The organism is Tabrizicola flagellatus (assembly GCF_008271465.1).
Classification (GTDB): Bacteria; Pseudomonadota; Alphaproteobacteria; order Rhodobacterales; family Rhodobacteraceae; genus Tabrizicola; species Tabrizicola flagellata.
The window spans coordinates 94,106-115,317 of record NZ_VMDU01000008.1; the positions used below are offsets into that span (position 1 = coordinate 94,106).

Annotated in this window: 21 protein-coding genes and 1 pseudogene; 7 read left to right on the top strand and 15 right to left on the bottom strand. The window is 66.2% G+C overall.

Features of this window, described 5'->3' with window-relative positions; genetic code table 11:
* Nucleotides 1-101 precede the first annotated feature (101 nt).
* Together FL625_RS12340 and FL625_RS12345 are read left to right on the top strand one after the other, a co-directional pair.
* Entirely contained in the window at nt 102-1,274 is a 1,173-nt protein-coding gene (locus tag FL625_RS12340; protein ID WP_149588977.1) for a MalY/PatB family protein, read from the top strand.
* The gene (locus FL625_RS12345; protein WP_149588978.1) at nt 1,271-1,810 is read left to right on the top strand and encodes a L,D-transpeptidase family protein; all 540 of its coding nucleotides are present in this window, start codon (nt 1,271-1,273) and stop codon (nt 1,808-1,810) included. The genes FL625_RS12340 and FL625_RS12345 overlap by 4 nt, the downstream gene beginning before the upstream one ends.
* Nucleotides 1,811-1,883: 73 nt before the next feature.
* Here the strand turns inward: FL625_RS12345 and FL625_RS12350 are convergent, their stop codons facing one another.
* The gene (locus FL625_RS12350; RefSeq protein ID WP_149588979.1) at nt 1,884-2,237 is read right to left on the bottom strand and encodes a hypothetical protein; all 354 of its coding nucleotides are present in this window, start codon (nt 2,235-2,237) and stop codon (nt 1,884-1,886) included.
* A 233-nt stretch (nt 2,238-2,470) separates the two neighbouring features.
* Here FL625_RS12350 and cbiB point away from each other — a divergent pair, with 233 nt between their 5' ends.
* The 3 genes from cbiB to FL625_RS12365 are packed head-to-tail and all read left to right on the top strand — an operon-like array spanning nt 2,471 to nt 5,458.
* Nucleotides 2,471-3,370 carry an adenosylcobinamide-phosphate synthase CbiB gene (cbiB, locus tag FL625_RS12355; RefSeq protein WP_149588980.1) on the top strand — a complete coding sequence of 300 codons (900 nt, stop codon included), beginning with the start codon at nt 2,471-2,473 and terminating at the stop codon, nt 3,368-3,370.
* Between the two features lie 25 nt (nt 3,371-3,395).
* The gene (locus tag FL625_RS12360; RefSeq protein ID WP_149588981.1) at nt 3,396-4,553 is read left to right on the top strand and encodes a lytic murein transglycosylase; all 1,158 of its coding nucleotides are present in this window, start codon (nt 3,396-3,398) and stop codon (nt 4,551-4,553) included.
* Nucleotides 4,553-5,458 carry a glycosyltransferase family 2 protein gene (locus FL625_RS12365; protein WP_149588982.1) on the top strand — a complete coding sequence of 302 codons (906 nt, stop codon included), beginning with the start codon at nt 4,553-4,555 and terminating at the stop codon, nt 5,456-5,458. Before FL625_RS12360 ends, FL625_RS12365 begins: the two co-directional genes overlap by 1 nt.
* A 69-nt stretch (nt 5,459-5,527) precedes the next feature.
* Here FL625_RS12365 and FL625_RS12370 read toward each other — a convergent pair whose 3' ends face one another.
* Nucleotides 5,528-5,911, bottom strand: a complete 384-nt coding sequence (locus FL625_RS12370; RefSeq protein ID WP_149588983.1) for a group II truncated hemoglobin — start codon at nt 5,909-5,911, stop codon at nt 5,528-5,530.
* 5 nt (nt 5,912-5,916) lie between these two features.
* On the bottom strand, nt 5,917-8,286 hold the full coding sequence (locus tag FL625_RS12375) for a trimethylamine N-oxide demethylase (RefSeq protein ID WP_149588984.1): 2,370 nt from the start codon (nt 8,284-8,286) through the stop codon (nt 5,917-5,919).
* 126 nt (nt 8,287-8,412) lie between these two features.
* Between FL625_RS12375 and FL625_RS12380 the strand changes: the two genes are divergently transcribed.
* Nucleotides 8,413-9,273, top strand: coding sequence for an EamA family transporter (locus tag FL625_RS12380; protein WP_149588985.1), 861 nt, complete (start codon nt 8,413-8,415; stop codon nt 9,271-9,273).
* A gap of 27 nt (nt 9,274-9,300) precedes the next feature.
* On the opposite strand, the gene FL625_RS12385 is transcribed toward FL625_RS12380, so the two are convergent.
* The 10 genes from FL625_RS12385 to FL625_RS12425 form a co-directional block, all read right to left on the bottom strand.
* A complete protein-coding gene (locus FL625_RS12385; protein ID WP_149588986.1) occupies nt 9,301-10,305 on the bottom strand; it encodes a GlxA family transcriptional regulator in 1,005 nt (334 codons plus the stop codon).
* Nucleotides 10,298-11,368: a heme-dependent oxidative N-demethylase family protein gene (locus FL625_RS12390; protein WP_149588987.1), complete on the bottom strand. Its 1,071-nt coding sequence runs from the start codon at nt 11,366-11,368 to the stop codon at nt 10,298-10,300. Before FL625_RS12390 ends, FL625_RS12385 begins: the two co-directional genes overlap by 8 nt.
* Nucleotides 11,369-11,377: 9 nt before the next feature.
* A complete protein-coding gene (locus tag FL625_RS12395) occupies nt 11,378-12,340 on the bottom strand; it encodes a PDR/VanB family oxidoreductase (RefSeq protein ID WP_149588988.1) in 963 nt (320 codons plus the stop codon).
* A complete protein-coding gene (locus tag FL625_RS12400) occupies nt 12,337-12,927 on the bottom strand; it encodes a dimethylamine monooxygenase subunit DmmA family protein (protein WP_149589005.1) in 591 nt (196 codons plus the stop codon). The genes FL625_RS12395 and FL625_RS12400 overlap by 4 nt, the downstream gene beginning before the upstream one ends.
* 91 nt (nt 12,928-13,018) lie before the next feature.
* Entirely contained in the window at nt 13,019-14,158 is a 1,140-nt protein-coding gene (locus FL625_RS12405; RefSeq protein WP_149588989.1) for an aminomethyl transferase family protein, read from the bottom strand.
* Nucleotides 14,159-14,315: 157 nt separating this feature from the next.
* On the bottom strand, nt 14,316-16,079 hold the full coding sequence (locus FL625_RS12410) for a trimethylamine N-oxide permease (protein WP_149588990.1): 1,764 nt from the start codon (nt 16,077-16,079) through the stop codon (nt 14,316-14,318).
* Nucleotides 16,080-16,422: 343 nt separating this feature from the next.
* Entirely contained in the window at nt 16,423-16,584 is a 162-nt protein-coding gene (locus tag FL625_RS18090) for a hypothetical protein (RefSeq protein ID WP_160147777.1), read from the bottom strand.
* Nucleotides 16,585-16,600: 16 nt separating this feature from the next.
* On the bottom strand, nt 16,601-17,992 hold the full coding sequence (locus FL625_RS12415) for an ammonium transporter (protein WP_149588991.1): 1,392 nt from the start codon (nt 17,990-17,992) through the stop codon (nt 16,601-16,603).
* A gap of 259 nt (nt 17,993-18,251) precedes the next feature.
* Nucleotides 18,252-19,595: a trimethylamine monooxygenase gene (locus FL625_RS12420; protein ID WP_149588992.1), complete on the bottom strand. Its 1,344-nt coding sequence runs from the start codon at nt 19,593-19,595 to the stop codon at nt 18,252-18,254.
* Nucleotides 19,596-19,776: 181 nt separating this feature from the next.
* Nucleotides 19,777-20,190, bottom strand: coding sequence for a universal stress protein (locus FL625_RS12425; RefSeq protein WP_149588993.1), 414 nt, complete (start codon nt 20,188-20,190; stop codon nt 19,777-19,779).
* A gap of 109 nt (nt 20,191-20,299) precedes the next feature.
* Here FL625_RS12425 and FL625_RS12430 point away from each other — a divergent pair, with 109 nt between their 5' ends.
* On the top strand, nt 20,300-20,662 hold the full coding sequence (locus FL625_RS12430) for a cupin domain-containing protein (protein ID WP_149588994.1): 363 nt from the start codon (nt 20,300-20,302) through the stop codon (nt 20,660-20,662).
* Between the two features lie 7 nt (nt 20,663-20,669).
* Here FL625_RS12430 and FL625_RS18385 read toward each other — a convergent pair whose 3' ends face one another.
* Nucleotides 20,670-20,888 carry an SDR family oxidoreductase gene (locus FL625_RS18385; protein WP_235019400.1) on the bottom strand — a complete coding sequence of 73 codons (219 nt, stop codon included), beginning with the start codon at nt 20,886-20,888 and terminating at the stop codon, nt 20,670-20,672.
* 25 nt (nt 20,889-20,913) lie between these two features.
* A pseudogene (locus FL625_RS18575) lies at nt 20,914-21,186 on the bottom strand (SDR family NAD(P)-dependent oxidoreductase); the annotation flags it as partial.
* Nucleotides 21,187-21,212: the final 26 nt, after the last annotated feature.

The following is a 21,212-nucleotide window of genomic DNA, read 5'->3' on the forward strand; positions in this document are numbered from 1 at the left end:
CCAAATAGGAACATTGTGGTGCTTTTTGATATCTTTTTGGGATGGCTTCCCGGCCATGATGGAATAATCGGATGAACATCCCAGGCAACGGACCAATCGACATGACCTTCGACACCCCCATCACCCGCGCCGGATCCCATTGCGTCAAATGGGACATGCTGGAACCGCTCTACGGCTTCAAGGCGGACGAGGGCCTGGCCATGTGGGTCGCGGACATGGAGTTCCGGCCGCCGCAGGTCGTCCAGGACGCATTGCAGAAGATGCTCGACCACGGGATCTACGGCTATTTCGGCGACGATCGCGCCTATCTGGAGGCGATCCGCTGGTGGATGGCCAACCGCCACGGCTGGGAGGTGCAGCCGGACTGGATCTTCACCACCCATGGCCTCGTCAACGGCACCGCGCTCTGCGTCCACAGCTACACGCAGCCCGGGGATGCGGTCGTGCTGATGACTCCAGTCTACCACGCCTTCGCCCGCGTCATCAAAGCCGCCGGGCGCGAGGTGACCGAATGTCCGCTGACCCTGAAGGACGGGCTGGCGCAGGTCGATACCGCCGACTGGGAGACGCACCTGACGGGGCGCGAGAAGATGCTGATCCTTTGCTCGCCGCACAATCCGGGCGGCCGGGTCTGGACGCCGGACGAACTGCGCCGCATCGCCGAATTCTGCGTGAAGCACGACCTGATCCTCGTCTCGGACGAGATCCACCACGACCTCGTCTATCCCGGCCACAAACATACCGTCATGGCCCTCGCCGCGCCCGAGATCGCCGACCGGCTGGTCATGATGACGGCGACGACCAAGACCTTCAACATCGCCGGCGCCCATATCGGCAACGTCATCATCGCCGACCCGGCCCTGCGCAAGACCTTCGCGGGAACGATGAACGCCATGGGCATCTCGCCCAATTCCTTCGGGATGCACATGGCCACCGCCGCCTATTCGCCCGAAGGCGCGGCCTGGGTCGATGCGCTGATGCGCTACCTCGACGGCAACCGGCGGCTCTTCGACGAAGGCATCGCCAGGATTCCCGGCCTGCGCTCCACCCCACTTGAGGCCACCTATCTCGCCTGGGTCGATTTCTCGGGCACCGGCATGGCCCCGGTTGAGTTCATCGACCGCGTAGAGAAGCAGGCCAAGATCGCCACCAACCACGGCTCAGCCTTCGGCACCGGGGGCGAGAATTTCCTGCGCTTCAACCTCGCCTGCCCGCGCGCGCAGGTGGCCGAGGCGATCTCGCGGCTGCAAAGGGTGTTCGCCGACCTGCAATGATCCGCTATCTGCGCCTGCTGCTCTATCTCTTCCTGCTCGTGGGCCTGGGGTTCATCGCCGCTTCGCTCTACAGCCCGCCGGTGCCGATGCCATCACCGCAGCCGCCGCCGCTGACCGGCACGGTGGACCGGATCGTGATCGAGAAGGCCGCGCGGCGGATGCAGCTGATCCAGGACGGGCAGGTCGTGCGGACCTACCGCATAGCACTGGGTTTCGCGCCGGAAGGGGCCAAGGAGCGGCAGGGCGACGGCAAGACGCCGGAGGGCGAGTTCACCATCGATCGCCGCAATTCCGAAAGCGCCTTTCACCTTTCGGTCGGTCTTGACTACCTGCGCCCCGCTGATCGCGCCCGCGCGGCCAAGGGCGGCTATTCTCCGGGCGGCGACATCTTCATTCACGGCCAGCCGAATGCGCTGCCGGAAGGGTTCAAGCTGCGGGGCGACTGGACGGCGGGCTGCATTGCCCTGACCAATGCCGAAATGCGCGAGGTCTGGGCGGTCACGCCGATCGGGACAAAGGTGGAAATCCGGCCATGAGGCTCGTCGATGACTTCGTCACTCCTCGCCAGCCTCCCGACGAGAAGCCGGAGGCGCACGAGGAGGTTCCGGATCACTGTTTCGCCAGATAGCCCACCGGCGCATTCTCGTCGCGCCAGAAGTCCAAGGGCGCCCGTTCCGTCACCGCAGTCGCGCGCTTGAAGTCGCAGACCAGTTCGCCATCGTCGATGCTGGAGGCCACGATCAGGCACTGGAAGGCATGGCGCGAGCCGTCATAGACATCCACCAGCCCGCGCAGTTTGCCGGGCGAGAAATCGGCATCCAGCGCAAAGCCGTTGTCCCAGAACCGCAGCACCGGGAAGACCGCGTCGCCGACCTTCACCCGCAGGCGCGACCTGCGCTTCTGGTCGCGCTTGCGCGCGGCTTCCAGCCCCTCGCGCACCTCGATCGGCAGAAACTCAAGCATGGCAACCTCACCCTCTCCCCAGTTTCAATTCTCGGGGCCGATCCGCAGAAAATCAAGCTGCCACAAGGGTATTGCCGGAATGTAAAGCCTGTATCGCGGCCGCAGCATCGTTCCTGATCTTTCCTGGCAACCCATGGTTGTGGCCGCCCGGTCCGGCCATGCTGCGCGGCGAAACCGCAGCATATCGACGGACCGGCTTGCGAATCGGTGCGAGCGGCTGAATAGCCCTGCGCATGATCCTGATCGCAGCCCTTCTCCTCGACGCCGCCTTTGGCGAGCCGCGCTGGCTCTGGGACCGCTGGCCGCATCCGGCCGTCCTGATGGGCCGCCTCGTCGGCTGGTGCGACGCCCGGTTCAACCGGGGCGAAGCGCGGAAGCTCAAGGGCACGCTGGTTGCCATCGGCCTCACCCTGACCGGGGTTGCGACAGGCTGGCTGGTCCATCTGATCCCCGATCACGGGCTGATCGAGGCGGTCGCCGTCGCCATCCTGATCGCGCAGAAATCGCTGGTCGAGCATGTGCGCGCGGTGGCCCACGGCCTGCGCCGCTCGCTGGCCGAGGGCCGCCAGGCCGTCGCGATGATCGTCGGCCGCGACACCGAAGCGATGACCGGACCCGACATCGCCCGCGCCGCGATCGAAAGCGCGGCCGAGAACCTGTCGGACGGCGTCGTCGCGCCGGTCTTCTGGTATCTGGTCCTGGGCCTGCCGGGGATCGTCGCCTACAAGCTGGTCAACACCGCCGACAGCATGATCGGCCATCTCACCCCGCGCCACCGCGACTTCGGCTGGGCCTCGGCGCGGCTGGACGATGTGCTGAACCTGATCCCGGCGCGGCTGACCGCGCTCCTGATCGCGCTGACCCACGGCTGGGTCGATCCCGCCCCGATCCTGCGCGACGCGCCCAAGCACCGCAGCCCCAACGCCGGCTGGCCCGAGGCCGCGCTGGCCCCGGTGTTGAACGTCGCGCTCTCCGGTCCGCGCAGCTACAACGGGGTGCGCAAGGATTATCCCTGGGTCTGGCCCGAGGGGCGCCGCGACCCCGGCCCCGACGACATCGACGCGGCCGCCGATGCACTCTGGCGGGTCTGGGCCGCGCTCCTTGCGGTTGCCGTTCTGCTGGCGCTCACCTAACCTCCCGGAAAGTCCGGGAGACCTGATGCGCGCCGCCCTTCTTGCCCTGATCCTCGCCAGCCCGGCGACCGCCGCCCCCTGCGGCGGCGACTTCGCCGCGTTCCTCGCCGCGATGGAGGCCGAAGCCGTCGCCGCCGGCGTCCCCGCCGACACCGCCTCCGCCTTCTTCGCCGGCGCGCGGCAGGATCCGAAGGTGCTCAAGGCCGACCGCGCGCAGGGCGTGTTCCGCAAGACCTTCCTCGACTTCTCGCAATCGCTGATCTCGAAGAGCCGCCTTTCCACCGCGCGGTCGAAGGCGGACGCGCTGGACCCGATCTTCACCCGGGCGGAAACCGAATACGGCGTCTCGCGCGGGATCCTCCTGGCCTTCTGGGCCTTCGAGACCGATTTCGGCCAGGTGCAGGGCGACTTCAACACACGGAACGCCCTCCTCACCCTGGCCCATGACTGCCGGAGGCCAGAGCTTTTCCAGCCCCAGGTCATCGCCGCCGCCAAGCTGCACGCGATGAACGACTTCCCGCTCGACACCACCGGCGCCTGGGCAGGCGAGATCGGCATGGTGCAGATGCTGCCGAAGGACATCCTTGAACGCGGCGTCGATGGCGACGGCGACGGGCTGATCCTGCTCAAGACCTCCGAGGCCGACGCGATCCTGTCGGGCGCGCGGCTGCTGCAACATCACGGCTGGCGCGCGGGCGAACCCTGGCTGGCCGAGGTCAGCCTGCCGCCGGAGTTCGACTGGTCGCTGACCGGCCTCGACACCGAACGGACGACCGAGGACTGGCAGGCCCTTGGCGTCACTCCCCGCAACGGCCCGCTGGCGCCGGGGCTCTCCGCTTCGATCCTGTTGCCGCAGGGGCGCAAGGGGCCGGCCTTCCTGGCCTATCCGAACTACCGCGTGCTCTTCGAATGGAACAAGAGCTTCGTCTATGTGACGACCGCCGCCTATTTCGCCACCCGGATCGAGGGCGCGGTGCCCTATGCGGCGGGCAACCCGGACCCGGCGCTGGACCTGGACGCGATGAAGGCCTTGCAGGAACGGCTTGCCGCTCTGGGCCATGACGTGGGCCGGATCGACGGCATCCTCGGCGCCGGCACCCGGACGGCGGTGCAGAAGGAGCAGGTCCGCCTCGGCCTGCCCGCCGACGGCTGGCCCACGCGGGCGCTGCTGGACGCGCTCTGATGGCCAGCTGGGCCGTCGTCTCCACCATGAAGGCGCCGGAAGAGAAGGTCCTGGCCTTCGCCGCGCATCACCTGTCGCTGGGCGCCGACCATCTCTGGCTATATTTCGACGACCCCGAACAGCCGGTCCCCGCCCCGCTGGCCCGCCATCCCCGGGTCACCGTCACCGCTTGCAACGAGGCGCACTGGGCCGAAGTCGGCAAGAAGCGCCCGCCGCAGCACCAGAACCGGCAGACCCAGAACGCCCGCCTGACCTACCGGGCGCGCGTGACCTCGGACTGGATCGTCCATATCGACGTGGACGAATTCCTGTCGGCCCCGCGTCCCATCGCCGCGATCCTCGACGACACCCCGCCCGAGACCATCGCGCTGAAACTCGAACCCTTCGAGGCGATGCACGACCCGCTCCTGCCCGACGACATCTACACCTCGCGCGAATTCCGCGGTGCCCTGCGCCACGAACACTGGCCGCGCCACCGCGCCGCGCTCGGTCCCTATCGCAAGGTGATCCGCGACGGGATGCTGTCGCACTCGGTCGGCAAGATGATATACCGCACCCGCGTCCCCGGCCTGCTGGCGCGCCTGCATGCGGTCATGGTCGATGGCGAATTCGTGCGCACCCCCGACTGGCAGCCGGAGGTGAAACTCCTGCACTTCCATGCCCAGGACAAGGCCGCCTGGCTCGCCGCGCTGCCCTTCCGGATGACGAAGGGCGCCTACCAGTTCCGGCCCGAGTTGCAGGCCTTCCTGGCCGAGGCCCCGCCGGAGGAGATCGACCGTTTCTACCGCCGCACCCAGATCCTGCCGCTCGACCTGCGCGAGGAACTGGTGGCGGTGGGCCGGGTTCTCATCGCCGACCTCGGCCTGCGCGCCAAGGTCGAGGCCCTGCGCGAGGGGCGCATCTGAAGCGCCTCCCCTCCCCCGCCGTGGGGAGGGGATGGGGATGGGGGGCTGCGCCCCGCGCCCGGTCCGGCCTCAGTCGGTGTTGACCAGCATCAGCGCGGCGCGGCGGAAGGTGGCCGTGATCTCGGCCCGCTCGCGGTCGGCCACGCCGGTCTCGACCATGGCGCGGTCCATCACCGCCAGCCAGTCCTCGGCATCCTGCCGGCGGATCTCCACATGCGCGTGGATCTCGCGCAGGTTCATGTGGCCGTGGCGTTCGGCATAGTAACGCCGCCCGCCGAAGAAGCCGCAGAGGAACTCGAACTGCGCGGGCCGGACATGGCTCAGCCCATGGCCGCGCTGGTGCATGGCCATGATCGCCGCGCCCTGCGGCAGGGTCTCGATCAGGTCGTAGAAATGGTTCACCAGAAGATGAACCTGCCGCTCTCCGCCGATCCTGTCGATCATCGGGTCCATGGCAGTCAGCTCTGCGGGCGCGTCTTCTTGGGGTCGTAATGCGACAGAGGCACGATCACCGCCGGCAGCCGCTTCTGCTGTCCGTCCAGCTTGCCGACCTCAAGCGCCGTCCCCAGCTCGGCATGGGCCACATCGACCCGGGCCAGCGCGATGTTCTTGCCCAGAATGGGCGAGCGGACCGAGGATGTCACCTCCCCCACCTGCGCCCGGCCGAAATGCAGGCAGTCGCCATGGCCCACATCGACATTGGCGTCGATCTCGAGGCCCACGAACTTGCGCGACGGATGCTCCTTCCGCCGGATCAGCGCCTCGCGGCCGATGAAATCGTCGGTCTTGGTCTTCAAGGGCACGGTGAAGCCGATCCCTGCCTCGAAGGGGTCGGTCTGGTCGCTGAAATCGTAGCCCGCGAAGATCAGCCCCGCCTCGATCCGCACCATGTCCAGCGCGGCCAGCCCCATCGGTTTCAGCCCAAGGTCCGCGCCATGCTCCCAGACCGCGTCATAGACCGCCGCGCCGTCCTTCGGATGGCAGAAAACCTCGAAGCCCAGCTCCCCCGTATATCCCGTCCGCGACACCACGACCGGAGCCCCCGAAGGCCCGCCGATCCGGCCCACGGTAAAGCGGAACCAGCCCAGCTCCTCGATCGTCGGCTGGTGCGGTGCGGTCCAGATCATCCGCTTCATGATCTCGCGGCTGTTCGGCCCCTGGACCGCCAGGTTGTGCAACTGGTCGGTGGAGGACCGCACCATCACCTTGAGCCCCAGCTTTTCCGCCTGCTCGCGGATCCAGATGCCGCCGTAATCGTCGCCGCCGATCCAGCGGAACTGGTCGCGGCCCAGGCGGAACAGCGTGCCGTCGTCGATCATCCCGCCGTGCTCGTAGCACATAGCGGAATAGACCACCTGGCCCTGGCTCAGTTTCTTCACGTCGCGCGTCAGCACCCATTGCATCAGGGCTTCCGCGTCCGGCCCCGTGACCTCCCACTTGCGCAGGGGAGACAGGTCCAAGACCACCGCCGCCTGCCGGCAGGCCCAGTATTCCTCGAGCGCGCCGTTCGACGAATAGACCTGCGGCAGCCAATAGCCCTTGTATTCGACGTGATGCCGCGTCTTCTCGACGATCCGCGAGTGGAAGGCGGTTTCCTTGGTCATCTTCGGCTCCGCATCGGGCGTGGGGCGCCAGGCGATGGCCCGGCTGAACTTCTCCGCCCCCGAATAGGTGCGGACGTGAATGTCGCTGAGATACCAGCCATTCGCCGGCGAGGTGTCGTCCGGGCAGGCCGAGTTGACGCAGACGATGTCGGACAGCGCCCGGAACAGCACATAATCGCCGGGGCGGCTCCAGGGTTCGTCGCTGATCAGGACGCCATGTGAATCGATGTTCGTATTGAAGAACAGGTTCACCGCCATCCAGCCGGGGCGAGGGTCAACCCCACGCCCCGCAAGGGCCTTGTTGAAGTTGTCCGAGCAGTTGACATGCCCCGGATAGCCGATGTCGTCATAGTATTTCGACGCGCAGGCCATGGCGAAGGCATCGTGCCGCCCCACCGTGTCCTGCACCACCTCGACCAGCGGCACCCAGTCCTGATCGTAATACTTGGAGTGCAGCCCCGGCATCGAATAGGCGTGGCCCATCAGCGTGCGCGAGGTCGTCACGTCCAGCGCATGCTGGATGCCTTTGTCCAGCTTGCGGGCATCGAAGCACTGGAAATCGGTGCATTGCCGCCCGTCCACGTCGAGAATCTGGATGTAATCCCCGGCCTTGACGAAATAGCTCTCCGCCGTCGCGGATTTCACCCGCAGGTCCAGGATCGGGTCGGCCAGCGGATCGGGCAGGTCGAAATGCCCCACCATCCGGGGCTTCGCGCGCTGCACGAGCAACGTCACCGGCGTCGCGGTATCCTGCGCCTCGGGCGCCATGGGAAGCCCCGGCGCACAGACCACGAGCCACCCTTCATCCAGCGCCGTCAGCTCGGCCCGCGTCCCCGCCGGCGTCTCGGCCCCGAACAGCCGCAAGGCCCCCGCGGTCGCCAGGTCGATCTTCCGCGCCTCCAGCCCCTTGCGCAGCCGCGCAAGGCTCTCCTCGCCCGAGGCCAGCATCGCCTTCAACCCGTCGGCCGTGGAATTCGCCGCCTGCCCCAGGATCGCCGCGTCGATGCGCCCGTCCTTGCCGGCCGCCACCAGCTCCACCGGCTGGCCGCCCTCGTCGTTCACCAGCGTCAGCCGGTCGCCCGTCATCAGCTGCAACAGCACCGCCCCGCCGCCCGGCACCACATGCCGTTCCTGCCCGTGGTGGCGCGAAAACCCCTGGGGCGTCAGGATTCGCGACGGTCGCGGTGGACCGGGAACGACGGAAGGATAGATCGCGTCCAGCATGACATCTCCCCGCGGCGATTCGGCGTGGCCGACCGGATCATTTTAATGAGGATAAAACTTGTTCATCCAGAAGAATAGCGACAGGGTAAGCCTGACACAAGCGCGCGCGAGGGGGAAGGCGACAGAATGCTTGCACTAAGCTTCGGCCTCGGGGCGGCCCTGCTCTGGGCGGTTCACGATCTTCTGGCGCGCAAGCTCAGCCAGGGGGCGGCGCTGTTGCCGATCCTGACGGTGGTGCTTGCGGCGGGGACCCTGGGGCTGGTTCCGGTCGCCATGGCGACGGGCGGGTGGGAGCGGATGACGGGCCAGGCGCTGGCCGTCGCGACCGTCTCGGGCCTTGCCTTCGCGGTGGCGATCGGCGGGCTCTACCGTGCCTTCAGCCTCGCGCCCGTCCGCGTCGTCTCGCCGGTGGTCGGGGCCTATCCGATGCTGATCCTGCTGATCGCCGTGGCGCAGGGGCGTCCCGTGTCGGGCGCGGACTGGCTCGCGGTCCTCGCCATCGTCGCCGGCATATCCATCGTCGCCCTCGCCGCCCGCAACGACGCGCCCGAAGGCTATGCGGCCTCGCCAGGGGTGGCCATCGCCTGGGGGGCGCTTTCCGCCATCGGCTTCGCCGCGACCTTCGCGCTGGCGCAAGAGGCTGCGCGGATGGGGGCCGAACTGCCGGTGATGCTGGTCGGCCGGATCGTCGCGCTGGCGGCGATCCTGGCGCTCCTGCTCTGGCGGGGCGGGTCGCTTGCGCCGCAGAAGGGGCACTTCGGCGTGCTGGGTCTCATGGGGCTTCTCGATGCCCTGGCCCTCGGGCTCGTCACCGCCTCGGGGGCCCTGCCGCGCGCCGAATATGCCTCGGTCGCCTCGTCGCTCTTCGGGGTGCTGACGGTGCTTCTGGCGGCCTTCTTCCTGCGCGAGACGGTGCGCCCCGTCCAGTGGGCAGGCATCGCCTGCGTCTTCGGAGGGATTGCGGCCCTCGGGCTGGCAGGGGCGTGACGGCGGCCGCTACCGCCCGCCCGAAGCCTATTCCGCCGCTTCCACCCTCGCCGGCAGCCTGCGCATCGTCTGGGTCAGGCGGCGTTCGTCCTTGGGCGAGACCCCGAAGAACTCGGTATAGTGCCGGATCATCGGGCTGGAGGTCATGTAGCCGACCGAGGCCGCGATCTCGCGGAGGGAGTCGTTGGAATAAAGCACCCGCTGGCGCGCCTTCATCAGGCGCAGGTGGTGGTAATAGCGCAGGGGGCTCTGCCCCGTCTCGCGCTTGAACAGGCGCTCGAAATGCCGGCCCGACAGGCCCACGGCCTGCGCCACATCGGGAATGCGGAGGGGGTCCTCGACATGGGTCTCGAAGAGCCGGATCGCCTCGCGGATGGCGGCGGGGAGGCTGTCGGTGGTGCCGCCGGCGCGGGCGACGGGAACCTTCTGGCTGGCGTCGGCATCGCGGACGAAGGGGTGCTGGAACCAGCAGGCGACCTCGGTCATGCAGTCGCGGCCGAGGCGCTCCTCGATCAGGCGCAGCATGAGGTCGAAGACGGCGCCGGCGCCCGAGGCCGTGGTGCGGCGACCTTCGCGCAGGATCGTGACCTCGCGCGCCTCGACGGTGGGGAAGTCGGCCTTGAAGGCGGCCTCGTAGCACCAGTGGACGGAACAGGGGCGGCCGTCGAGAAGGCCCGCCCTGGCCAGCGGGAAGATGCCGCCCGAAAATGCGCCGAGCATCATCCCGGTCCGGTCCAGCCAGCGCAGTTTCGCCGGGCTACGGCGCGGGTCGGCGAATTCGGCGGTGGGGGGCGAGATCAGGTAGAGTTGGTCGATCCCGTCGAGGTCCTGCAGCGTCACGTCCGGGTCGAAGCCGATCTCGGCCGAGGACCGGACCGGCGCGGCGGTTTCGGCGACCAGCGTCCAGACGAACTCGCGCCGGCCGGTGATCTCGTTCGCCGCGCGCAGGGGCTCGATGGCCGAGGTCAGGCAGGCCATCGGAAAGCCGGGGAACATGAGGAACCCCAGCCGCAGGGGGCCGCGTTCAGTCATCTGGGAACCAGCCGGGGCTTGTGGGGGCGCCGTCGTCGTATTTCGACAGCCATTCCACCATCGCATCGCGGTTGCGGATGAAGCCCTTGTAGGTCGCCAGTTCCACCGGCAGGTCGCGGATCACCCGGTGCAGGCGGCGCGCCCATTTCGGGACCTCGGCGATCTGCTCGAAGCTGCAGAGGTAGCAGCGGATGTCGAAGGCAATGGCGTTCGACCGGGGCAGGCGGTAGAGGCTCTGCAGCTCGACCCGCAGGTGCATCTTCTGCCCCATGTTCTCCTGCGTCAGGGTGGTGCGCATCGGCCCCCATTTCGGATAGGTCTCGGGCGCGGTGTCCAGAAGCGGATTGACCGTCATCGTCCAGTTGAACCGCCGCACCGGCGCGCCGTGCTGCAGCTTCAGAAGGAACTTCAGTGCCCGGTCGAAGACGCCCTTCTCATGCGCCAAGGGCACCGGAGCGTGCCATTCGTGGAAATTCATGCCGACGTCGAAATCCACCGACCAGTCGGCCTGGCTGGTGGCGATGCCCGCATCCATCCACAGCGTGCCGTCGCGTTCGTCCTGAAGCGTCCAGTCGCCCTGGGTCTGGCGCATGATGTATTCGAAGGGCGGATAGGGTAGCGTGCTTTCGTCCAGGAATGTGAACGACTGTTCGATACCCAGCGGCCGGTTCACCCAGTGCCAGCGATTGCCATCCCTGGTCAGCGAAAACCACTGCGGATAGTCGCGGGCCTTGGCCTCCATGATCAGTTCCAGCACATCCCAACCCGCCAGGGTCATGTGCGGCAGCGACTGGCAGCGCAGCGGGTCCTCGGCCAGCACCTTGGCGCGGTCGATCATCTCGGCGATGTAGTGTTCGTCCACGTCCAGCATGTGCTCGAAGGCCGTGCCCTTCCGGCCCGGGACATGCGGTTCCATGTTCACGGAATACATGTAGTCGTCCCGGTCGAAGGGGAACGGGAACCGGCGCGGGTCGCTGTTGCGGTAGGTGAAGGTGTCGCGGAAGGTCTCGTCCCGGAAGAAGCCACCGAAATCGTCGGGAGCGAACTTGAAATCAAGGCTCATGACCGTCTCCTATCGATCGATGACGAGGGTCTTGCCCTCGAAGCGGCTGACGCAGGGCATGATCTTGGTGTTCGCCGCCTGCTCTTCCGGCGAAAGCCAGTGGTCGCGGTGCAGGATCGTGCCGTCACATTTCAGAACATTCGTTTCGCATTGCCCGCAGGCCCCGCCCCGGCAGAGGTAGGGGGCGTCCACCCCGGCGGCCTCCATCGCCTCCAGCAGGCTTTGCGTGGTGCCCACGTTGATGGTCTTGCCGCTGGCCGCAAGCTCCACCTGGAAGGGCAGGCCGGTGCCCGGGGCAAGGAATTCCTCGTGGTGCAGCGCCTGTTTCGGCCAGCCCATGCCTTCGGCGGTGGACAGGACCCAGTTGATCATCCCCTTCGGCCCGCAGACATAGAGATGCGTGCCAATCGGTTGGTTTTCCAGAACCTTTTGCAGATCGATCATCTGCTTCCGGTCGTCGAAGTAGCAATGCACCCGGTCGGGATGCGCAGCCGTCAGCCGGTCCATGTAGGCCCCCAGAGCCTGCGACCGCGCGGCATAATGCAGCTCGAACTTGCCGCCGAAATGCGTCAGCTGCGCGATCTGCGCCAGGAAAGGCGTGATCCCGATGCCGCCCGCGATCATCAGGTGCTTCTTCGCCCGGTTGTCCAGCGGGAACAGGTTGACGGGGTAAGAGAGCGTCATCTCCATCCCCGGCTTCACATGCCGGTGCATGTAAAGCGACCCGCCGCGCCCCGCGTCGTCACGCCGAACGCTGATCTCGTATCCCGACCGATCCTCGGGGTCGGACATGAGCGAATAGGGATTCAGTCTGCGGACCCCATGGTCGTCCATCTCGACCACGGTATGCGCCCCGCCGGAGAACGCAGGCAGCGGCGCGCCGTCGCGCGACACGAAGCGGAAGCGCTTGATCAGCTCGTTGACCTCGACCACCTCGGCCACGCGGACCTGAAGTTTGGCACCGCCGCTCATTTGAACCTCACCACGCTTTCCGGCACCTGGCCGGGGTCCTCGGCGTCGATGTTGACGCCCTGGAAGGCGGCCATGCGCCGGGAATAATGGTCGCGGACAAAGAGGTTGAGCCCGCAATGGCTGCACTTGAACGGGTCGGTGGCCACGTTTTCGGTGATCCCCTTGCAATGCACGCATTGCACCCGGCGCAGGGTGGACCCGCGATGTTCCTTCTGGATCGAGGCGAAGGGGAAGCCCGTCGCCATGATCTCGCGTTCTGCCTGGCCGATCAGGCCTTCGGTGCCGGCGAGGTAGAACTGCGTCCCCATATGCGCATCCGCCAGCACCCGCACCAGACGCGGCAACAGCGCCGGAATGGTCGGCGCACGGAAGAACTGGGCGGCCCCCAACCCCTCCAGATTCCCCGAAAGGTCCGTGCCCGTCGGCCCCGGGCAATACATGACATGCGCGCCGGCCAGGATTTCCGAACGGTTGTTCGCCTTGGCCAGCATGTCGGTCACGGCCTCCGCGCCCTCATCGTCGGCGACGATCACATGCAGCTTGCCGGGCCGCGGCTCGAGCGGCGCATAGACGGGGCGCGAGCGCATCGAGGGGGCATTTACCGGGGTCAGTTCCACTTTCACGGGGTCAGTTCCCTTGGGTAGAAAGGGGCCCACCCCAAGGCGGGCCCCCGGAAGATCAGTCCTTGGCAGTGCGCCGCTTCTTTTCCACGTCGTAGAACGGCAGCGGCGCCGACACCGCCTTCAGCGGCCCATGCGTCCCGCAGCGCACCTCGACCTCGGTGCCGTTGTTGGCGCAATCCACATCGAGACGGGCGATCGCCACGACCCAGTCGTTCAGCGGCGAATACATCGGCTGCGTCACCACGCCGACCTTCTTGCCGTCCTTGAAGATCGGCGCGTTGCCCGGCACCTTCGTCTTGTCCGCAAATTTCAGACCCGAGATCTTGAAGCGTTCCTTGCCCTGCAGGCGGTAATGCTCCTCGGCCCCGCGGAAGCCGGTCTTGCCCTTGGTCACCGTCCAGTCGAGGCCCAGCTCCCACAGCGTGTCGCCGGGGCCTTCGTTCTCGAACGGATACATCTCGGAATTGTCGAAGGGGTAGAACAGCAGGTAGCTTTCCGCCCGCAGCATGTCGAGCGTGGTGAAGCGGCAGGGGATGATGCCCATGCTCGCGCCTTCCTCCAGGATTCGGTCCCAGATTTCCACCGCGTCCTGCCCGCGGCAGAAGATCTCATATCCCCGCTCGCCGGTATAGCCGGTGCGCGAGAGCGTGATCGGCTTGCCGAACAGCATCGCGGGCATGTGGCCCATGTAGGGCAGTTGGCGCACGCCGGGGATGTGCTTTTCCAGATAGTCCACCGCGAGGGGGCCTTGCAGCGACAGGTCGTGCAGGTTGTCGTCGAAGCGGATCGAGACATCGCGGCCGGTCGCAGCCATGGTCAGCTGCTCATGCCCCTGGCCCGAGCCATGCACCACGGTGTAGCTGTTCGGGCCGAAGCGGTAGATGATGCAGTCGTCGATGAACTTGCCCGCATCGTTCAGCATGCAGGCGTAAAGCGACTTGCCGGGCGCGATCTTCTCCGGGTCGCGGGTCGTGGCGCGGTCGATCACATGGGACGCCGCATGGCCGGTGATGTGGACCTTCTTCAGGCCCGAGACATCCATCAGCCCCGCCTTGGTGCGGATCGCCATGTATTCGGCGTTGGGGTCGCCCTTTTCATAGGACCAGGCGGTGCCCATCCCGCTCCAGTCCTCCAGGTTCGAGCCGAGGGCCCGGTGCCGGTCCATCAGTGCCGAGAAACGCCAGGAATTCGTCATGCGCAGTCCCTCCCAGTGGGCTTTGATTTTCGCCGAGTGTCGGGCGATTCCCGCCAGAAAGCAATAATGAAGTGCAACAATATTTCTTCTCAGAAAACATCCGCCCAGAAAAAAGGCCGCCTCGCGCGGCGGCCTTTTCCGTTGCGATTCAGCGGGTTCAGGCCGGCAGGACGAAGAACCAGTTCGCCCACAGCACCACGGCCGCACCGGCGATCAGCGCCAGGTAGGGCAGGAAACCCGCCTTCCTTTCGCCCATCTCGCCATAGGGCAGGCCCAGATCCTCATAGGCTTCCTTGGGGAACTTGCCCTTGTCCACGACGTAATGGCGATACCAGAACACCGGGAAGATCAGCGCCGCGAAGACAAGGCCGGACCACAGCGCGTTCTCGTAGCCCCAGACCTTGGCGCCCGCGCCCAGGAACAGGGCGTTGACGAAGGCGAGGATCGTGTTCAGCCCGATCAGCGCGGCTGGCGCCTTCCACGGCCGCTCCATGTGGGCGTTGTCGATCCGATGGATCCAGCCGGCGTTGAGGTTCAGGAAGTTGAACAGGATGTAGCCCACGTTCGAGATCGCGAGGACGTAGAAATACCCCGCCGCGTCCGAGGCCAGCGCCAGAAGGAAGATGTTGAAGGCCACATCCGTCCACATCGCCCGGCGCGGCACGCCGTGCTCGTTCAGCTTCGACAGGTAACGCGGCAGCCAGCCATCGCGCGAGCCCTGGTAGAGCGTGCGCGACGATCCGGCCATAGCGGTCATGATCGCCAGGAACAGCGCCATGATCATCAGGATGACAAAGATCTGGGTGATGACAGGGCCGCCACCGATCATGTTGCCCAGCGCCTCGCCGACGCCGGTGCCGTCGACGATGCCGGTGGCGAGCATCCCCTCCTGCCCCAGCACGCCCTGGAACGAGAACGGGATCAGGAAGAAGAACACCATGCACAGCAGGCCGGAATAGAAGATCGCCCGGAAGGTGTCGCGCTTGGGGTCCTTCAGCTCGCGGGTGTAGCAGACCGCCGTCTCGAAGCCGTAGGTGGACCAGGCCGCGATGTAGAGACCGCCCAGGAACAGCGTCCAGCCGCCGATGTTCCATTCGCCGTCCACGCCGGAATAGGCGGCCGTGGGCGGCACCAGGTTGGTGACGTTCATCCAGTCGATCGCCCCCGTCAGGATCGGCACCAGGCCGACCAGCAGAAGCGGTACCAGCACGATGATCGCCAGCCACTTCTGTGCCGCCGCCGTGTTGGCGATGCCCTTTTCCTGAATGGCCAGGATGATCAGCATCAGGATCACGCCGATCAGGAAGGTGGTGTTGAAATGCAGCGTCCCCAGCGCCGGAATCGTGATCTGGAACGCCTCGTAGGTCCTGAACCAGGGCGTCAGCGCCGAGACCGCATCCGCCGACGCGACCGCCTGGATCGCCTGCTCGACCGTCGCGCCGGCGTTGTTGGCGATGTATTCGGCAACCGCCGGCGTCTCGGCCGTATAGCTGGCCAGGTTCGCCGCCACCCAGTCCATCACCGGCTGGCTGTCGGCCAGCGGAATCGGGAACAAGGCATTCAGGATGTAGCCCGCGGCAATCGCGCAGCCCAGAGACAGCACCGGCGTCCAGGCGAACCAGTTGCACCAGACCGACAAGGGCGCGATCAGCTTGCCATAGCGCAGCCAGGCGGTCGCGCCATAGACCGAGGTGCCGCCCGACTTGTTGCCGAACATCCCCGCCATCTCGGCATAGGTGAAACTCTGCAGAAAACCCATCACCATCGAGATCATCCAGACCACGAAGGCCAACTTCCCCGTCGTCCCGGCGATCCCGCCGATCGAGAACAGCACCAGTGGCGGCACGCCGGCGGCAACCCAGAAGGCCCCTCTCCAGCTCAGCGCCCGGACCATCTGGCCCGATCCAGTTTCAGTCGTCATTCCCTCACTCCTGTTGGTCAGGCGGGACGGTCGGACCCTTCATGCCGCGGCACCGGAGCCTCGGCCCTTCCGCACCTGGATGGATGGCTTGTCTGACGCGATGGAAGTTGTTGTTCTGACCCGAAGGCTCTCCTCATCCGTCGCCGTTGCATCGCGGTCAAAGGGCCTTGCGCCTGCGACCGGATGCCGCGAAAGTAAACATGCCTTTGCGGCTTTGGCGAGAAGAATTTCATCAGAGCGAAAATTTGTTTCCCCGCCGAATCGCCCGTTTCCCTCGACCGCCCACGCAAAAGGGCCCCGGATCGACCGGGGACCTTGCCGTTCTGCGCCCTGTTCCGGGCGGTCAGCCGGTCTTGCGGTAGGCGGCCTTCTCGTGCCGTGCCCCGAAGACCAGGGCGGCGATGCACAGCGCCATCGACAGGGCCAGCCAGAAGGCCTCGCTGCCCATGCCCGCGTAATAGGCGCCTTCCACGGCAGCCCAGCCGGTGATGTCGGTTCCGATCATGTCCTTCCTCCTGTCGTCATTGCGCCGGGGTCACCGGCCCGCGTGCCGGCTCGCCCAGGATTTCGGGATAGGCGACGGCCGGGACCTTCACCTTGTCGAGGCCCAGCACCTCGGCCTCTTTCGGCACGCGCAGGAAGCCAAGCTTGCTCAGCACCAGCGACACGACATAGCCCGGCACGAAGCCCAGAAGGACCATCACCACCGCGCCGCCCAGCTGGCCCAGCAGAGAGATCGCCGGCGCCCCCTCGGAGGTCAGCGCCGGATAGCCGCTGGCGAAGATGCCCACCGCCACGACACCCCAGACCCCGACGACCCCGTGCAGCGCCACCGCCCCCACCGCGTCGTCGATCCGCAGCCGTTCGACATAGCGCGAGGCGAGCGGCATGATGACCCCCCCGATGGCGGCGATCACGAAGGCCATCGGCGGCCAGTAGAGGTCCAGCCCCGCCGCGACCGAGATGATCCCGCCCAGCGCGCCCGACATCATCCAGAACGGGCCGTGCGTCACCACCCAGGCCGCGATCGCGCCCCCGGCAAAGCCCATCAGGATGTTGAAGGTCATCGCCGACAGGGTGACCGGCGTGCCGTAGATCGTGGCGAAGATGCCCGAGCCCCAGGACCAGGGCTCGCCCGGGAAGATCACGCAGGCCATGAGGAAGCCCCAGAAGCCCGCGATGATCAGCATCAGCCCGACCAGCGTCGCCGGCAGCGAATGGCCGGGTATCGAATTGGCCGTGCCGTCCGGGTTGAACTTGCCAATCCGCGCACCGAGGTTGATGAGCACCCCCAGCGTGAAGAACCCCGCGATCGCATGCACCACACCCGAGGCGCCGAAGTCGTGGTAGCCGAGGCTCGTCACCAGCCAGCCGTCCGCATGCCAGCCCCAGGCCGCGCCCAGGATCCAGACGAAGCTGCCCAGCACGATGGCCAGGATCGTGAAGCCGACGATCTGGATCCGCTCGATCAGGCTGCCCGACATGATGCTGGCCGTGGTGGCCGCGAACATGGCGAAGGCGCCGAAGAACACCCCCGTCGCGCTGTCCGCGACGCTCGGCCCCATGACCTGCCCCACCGGGCTCGCCGCGCCCACCGCGTAGTCCCAGCCCGAGATGCCGGCCGGGCCTTCCGACATCGACAGGCCGGTCGGGAAGGCCCAGTAGATGAACCATCCCGCATAGTAGAAAGTCGGGATGATGAAAGCGAAGGCAAGGATGTTCTTGATCCCCGAGGCCAGTGCGTTCTTGGCGCGCGAGGCCCCCATCTCGTAGGACAGGAACCCGGCGTGGATCAGCACCATCAACGGGATGGTGACGTAGTAGAAGGTCTCGGCGGCGGTCCGGTTCAACCCGGCCGTTGCATCCTTCAAATTGGCAAGCTCCGCCGTGAGGGCGGCAATCTGTTCTTCCATGCGTTCACTCCCCAGCTGGTCCGCTTCCCCCTGTTGCGCCGGGGGATTTCCGCCGAGACTAGACACAGGCCAGGCTGTGCGGGTCCAACAATTGTCATTTGCGGCAACTTTATTTCAAGACAAGTTCTGGTTTCGACATTTTATGACCAAATGATGCGCAGACAGGCACGGGTTTGCGTGAATTTTCGGCAGGTTCTGTCTGGCGGAAACGAAAAGGCCCCGGACTGCGCCGGGGCCTTCGCATGCGGGAACGGACGGATCAGTTCCGCAGATAGCTTTCCATCGAATCCTCCAGCGCGTCCTTCCAGGGCGTGTGGTGGACCGGCGCCATGGTCCCGGTGATGACCGACTTGTAGGCGTTGTTGCGGAAGCCCATGATGTCCTGCTTCTTGTGCTCCTTCCACTCGAAGAAGGCCTCGCAGGCGCCGTCCACGTCGAAGGACGGATAGTCGGTCTCGGCGATCAGCTCCTTCACATAGTCGCCCTGGTAGTGGATCGCGTCGTGGGCGTCCTTGCCGGCGTCCTCGGCCGCGACCCGGTCCTCGACATCCTTCAGAAGCACCGCCTTGTCCTCGGGAATCTTGATCTTGCCCATGATCGCGTCGCGAATCCACCAGGCCTGGGCGTCGAACATGTTGAAGGTGAACCACTGGTCCTGCATGCCGATGTAGAACAGCTTCGGATTGTGGACCCAGACCACGCCCTTGTAGAGGTCGGCCGTCGCCAGCCGGTTCGCCGTCTTCAGCCGCAGATCGTCCGGCAGGAACGGGAAGTGGTGCTTGTAGCCGGTGCACAGGATGATCGCATCGACCTTCTTGGACGTGCCGTCGGCGAAATAGGCGGTGTTTTCGTCCACCCGCTCCAGCTTGGGCACCTCCTTGAAGTTGTCCGGCCACTTGAACCCCATCGGCGCGTGGCGATAGGCCACGGTCACCGACTTCGCCCCGTATTTCCAGCACTGGCTGCCGATGTCCTCGGCCGAATAGGACGAGCCCAGAAGCAGGATGTCCTTGCCCGCGAACTCGCGCGCGTCGCGGAAGTCGTGGGCGTGCAGGACACGGCCGTTGAACTTGTCGAAGCCGGGGTATTCCGGGACGTTCGGTACGCTGAAGTGGCCCGTGGCCACGACGACGTTGTCGAATTCCTCGTCATACATCCGGTCGTTCTTCAGATCATGCGCGGTGACGGTGAAGTTGCCCTTGTCCTTGTTGTAGCGCACCATCCGCACCGTCGTGCTGAACCGGATCCAGTCGCGCACGCCGGCCTTCTTCACCCGGCCTTCGATGTAGTCGAACAGCACGGCGCGCGGAGGGTAGCTGGCGATCTGCTTGCCGAAATGCTCCTCGAAGGAATAGTCGGCGAATTCCAGACCCTCCTTCGGGCCGTTCGACCAGAGATAGCGGTACATGCTGCAATGCACCGGCTCGCCATGTTCATCGAGACCCGTCCGCCAGGTGTAGTTCCACAGGCCGCCCCAGTTCGACTGCTTCTCGAAGCAGACCACCTCGGGAATCGCCTCGCCCTTGGCCTTTGCCGACTGGAACGCGCGCAGTTGCGCAAGGCCCGAGGGGCCTGCTCCGATGACGGCTACTCTCTTTGTCATGTTCAACCTCCGGATGCTGGATTCGTGCCGGCCCTGGCGGCGCCGGTTTTTCGCTAGCCTAGTGACAGAGTTGCGCCTGTGTCAAATCTTCTTCCTGTTGGTAAACAAACCAACCCCCGGCTGCGGACGGCGCCGGGGGTCGATCTGGCAGGGCTTGCCCGAACTCTAGGCAGAGGTGGGGTCAGCGGGCAATGGTCACCGTGCAATGCGCCCGCGAGGCGACTTCGCTGGCGACCGAGCCCAGAACCAGCCGCTGCAAGCCGCGCTTGTCGCCGGTGCCCATCACGATATGGGTGTAGCCGTTCTGTTCGGCATAGGCGATGATCGCCGGCGCGGCCTCGCGGGCCACGACTTCCAGCGTCCCGACATCGGTCGCGCCCTCGCGGCGGGCCAGCGCCTCGGCATCGTCGAGGATCTTCTTCACCTCCTCGGCCTTCCAGTGGCTGATGGTCGGCCCGCGGAACCCGCCATGGGCGATGTTGACCGCGCAGATGGTCAGGTGGCCCCCGGTGGCCTTGGCGACCTCGGCGGCAAGCATCACACCGACAGTCGCGTGGTCGGATCCATCGGTCGGGCAGAGAATCTTGCTTGTCATGATGTCCATTCCCCTCTCGGTTACTGGACAGAGAGGGCCATGAAACGCCACACTCCGCCTTGACCTGCGTCAAGAAAGTTTACCACCAGGCAAATTACCGGAGCCCGCCATGCAGCCGATCGACCCCAAGGACCGCCGGATCGCCAATATCCGCTCGGCCGCTTTCACGCCTTTCGTCTACCCGGATGGTGTCGCCCTGGGTGACGCGGTCCTGCAACTGGACGACGGGCAGCCGCTGGGCGTGGGCTTCCACGTCTACCGGATGCCCCCGGGCATGACGACGCGCGGCCATCGCCACAACGGGCATGAGCAGTTCCTGATCCTGGAAGGCGAGTTGATCGAAAGCGACGGCACGGTCCTGCGGGCGGGGGACATGGTGTTCTACCGCGACGGGACCGAACACAATTCCCATACGCCGAACGGCTGCCTGCTGGCCGTCCACATCGCCGCGCCGGAAACGCCTGTGGAGTGATCCCTGGTCAGGCCACGGCCTGCGCCCCGGTGATCTCGACCAGCGAGCCGCACATGAAGGCCGCCTCTTCCGAGGCGAGGAAGGCGACAAGCGCCGCCACATCCTCGGGCCTCCCGATCCGCCCGAACGGGACCAGCCTGTCGAGATTGGCGATGGTGCGGCCCGACCGCCTGACCCCGGCTTCCAGCATCGGCGTGTGGATCTCTCCGGGGCAGACCGCATTCACCCGGATCTTCTGCGGGGCATAAGTCCCGTGCCAGGTTCTGGGTAAAGCTGGCCACCGCCGCCTTGGTCACGTTGTAGGCGATGTGGTTCGGCGCCGGATGCAGGCCCCATTGCGAGGCGGTGTTGACGATGGCCCCTCCGCCTTGCGCGATCATCGACGGCAGGGCCGCCTGGCACAGGTGGAACATGGCGTCGATGTTGACCGCAAAGGACAGATCCCAGTCTTCCACCGTCAGGCTCAAGAGCGGCCCGCGCCGGTTGATCCCGGCATTGATGATGTGACCGCCCCCCGACGGCATCGATGTGCCAAGGTGGGTCTGCGAGG

What these genes read in the sequence shown, in the direction of transcription:
- FL625_RS12340 (WP_149588977.1), top strand. Translation starts at nt 102, where the DNA reads ATGACCTTCGACACCCCCATCACCCGCGCCGGATCCCATTGCGTCAAA.
- FL625_RS12345 (WP_149588978.1), top strand. Translation starts at nt 1,271, where the DNA reads ATGATCCGCTATCTGCGCCTGCTGCTCTATCTCTTCCTGCTCGTGGGC.
- FL625_RS12350 (WP_149588979.1), bottom strand. Translation starts at nt 2,237, where the DNA reads ATGCTTGAGTTTCTGCCGATCGAGGTGCGCGAGGGGCTGGAAGCCGCG.
- cbiB (WP_149588980.1), top strand. Translation starts at nt 2,471, where the DNA reads ATGATCCTGATCGCAGCCCTTCTCCTCGACGCCGCCTTTGGCGAGCCG.
- FL625_RS12360 (WP_149588981.1), top strand. Translation starts at nt 3,396, where the DNA reads ATGCGCGCCGCCCTTCTTGCCCTGATCCTCGCCAGCCCGGCGACCGCC.
- FL625_RS12365 (WP_149588982.1), top strand. Translation starts at nt 4,553, where the DNA reads ATGGCCAGCTGGGCCGTCGTCTCCACCATGAAGGCGCCGGAAGAGAAG.
- FL625_RS12370 (WP_149588983.1), bottom strand. Translation starts at nt 5,911, where the DNA reads ATGGACCCGATGATCGACAGGATCGGCGGAGAGCGGCAGGTTCATCTT.
- FL625_RS12375 (WP_149588984.1), bottom strand. Translation starts at nt 8,286, where the DNA reads ATGCTGGACGCGATCTATCCTTCCGTCGTTCCCGGTCCACCGCGACCG.
- FL625_RS12380 (WP_149588985.1), top strand. Translation starts at nt 8,413, where the DNA reads ATGCTTGCACTAAGCTTCGGCCTCGGGGCGGCCCTGCTCTGGGCGGTT.
- FL625_RS12385 (WP_149588986.1), bottom strand. Translation starts at nt 10,305, where the DNA reads ATGACTGAACGCGGCCCCCTGCGGCTGGGGTTCCTCATGTTCCCCGGC.
- FL625_RS12390 (WP_149588987.1), bottom strand. Translation starts at nt 11,368, where the DNA reads ATGAGCCTTGATTTCAAGTTCGCTCCCGACGATTTCGGTGGCTTCTTC.
- FL625_RS12395 (WP_149588988.1), bottom strand. Translation starts at nt 12,340, where the DNA reads ATGAGCGGCGGTGCCAAACTTCAGGTCCGCGTGGCCGAGGTGGTCGAG.
- FL625_RS12400 (WP_149589005.1), bottom strand. Translation starts at nt 12,927, where the DNA reads ATGCGCTCGCGCCCCGTCTATGCGCCGCTCGAGCCGCGGCCCGGCAAG.
- FL625_RS12405 (WP_149588989.1), bottom strand. Translation starts at nt 14,158, where the DNA reads ATGACGAATTCCTGGCGTTTCTCGGCACTGATGGACCGGCACCGGGCC.
- FL625_RS12410 (WP_149588990.1), bottom strand. Translation starts at nt 16,079, where the DNA reads ATGACGACTGAAACTGGATCGGGCCAGATGGTCCGGGCGCTGAGCTGG.
- FL625_RS18090 (WP_160147777.1), bottom strand. Translation starts at nt 16,584, where the DNA reads ATGATCGGAACCGACATCACCGGCTGGGCTGCCGTGGAAGGCGCCTAT.
- FL625_RS12415 (WP_149588991.1), bottom strand. Translation starts at nt 17,992, where the DNA reads ATGGAAGAACAGATTGCCGCCCTCACGGCGGAGCTTGCCAATTTGAAG.
- FL625_RS12420 (WP_149588992.1), bottom strand. Translation starts at nt 19,595, where the DNA reads ATGACAAAGAGAGTAGCCGTCATCGGAGCAGGCCCCTCGGGCCTTGCG.
- FL625_RS12425 (WP_149588993.1), bottom strand. Translation starts at nt 20,190, where the DNA reads ATGACAAGCAAGATTCTCTGCCCGACCGATGGATCCGACCACGCGACT.
- FL625_RS12430 (WP_149588994.1), top strand. Translation starts at nt 20,300, where the DNA reads ATGCAGCCGATCGACCCCAAGGACCGCCGGATCGCCAATATCCGCTCG.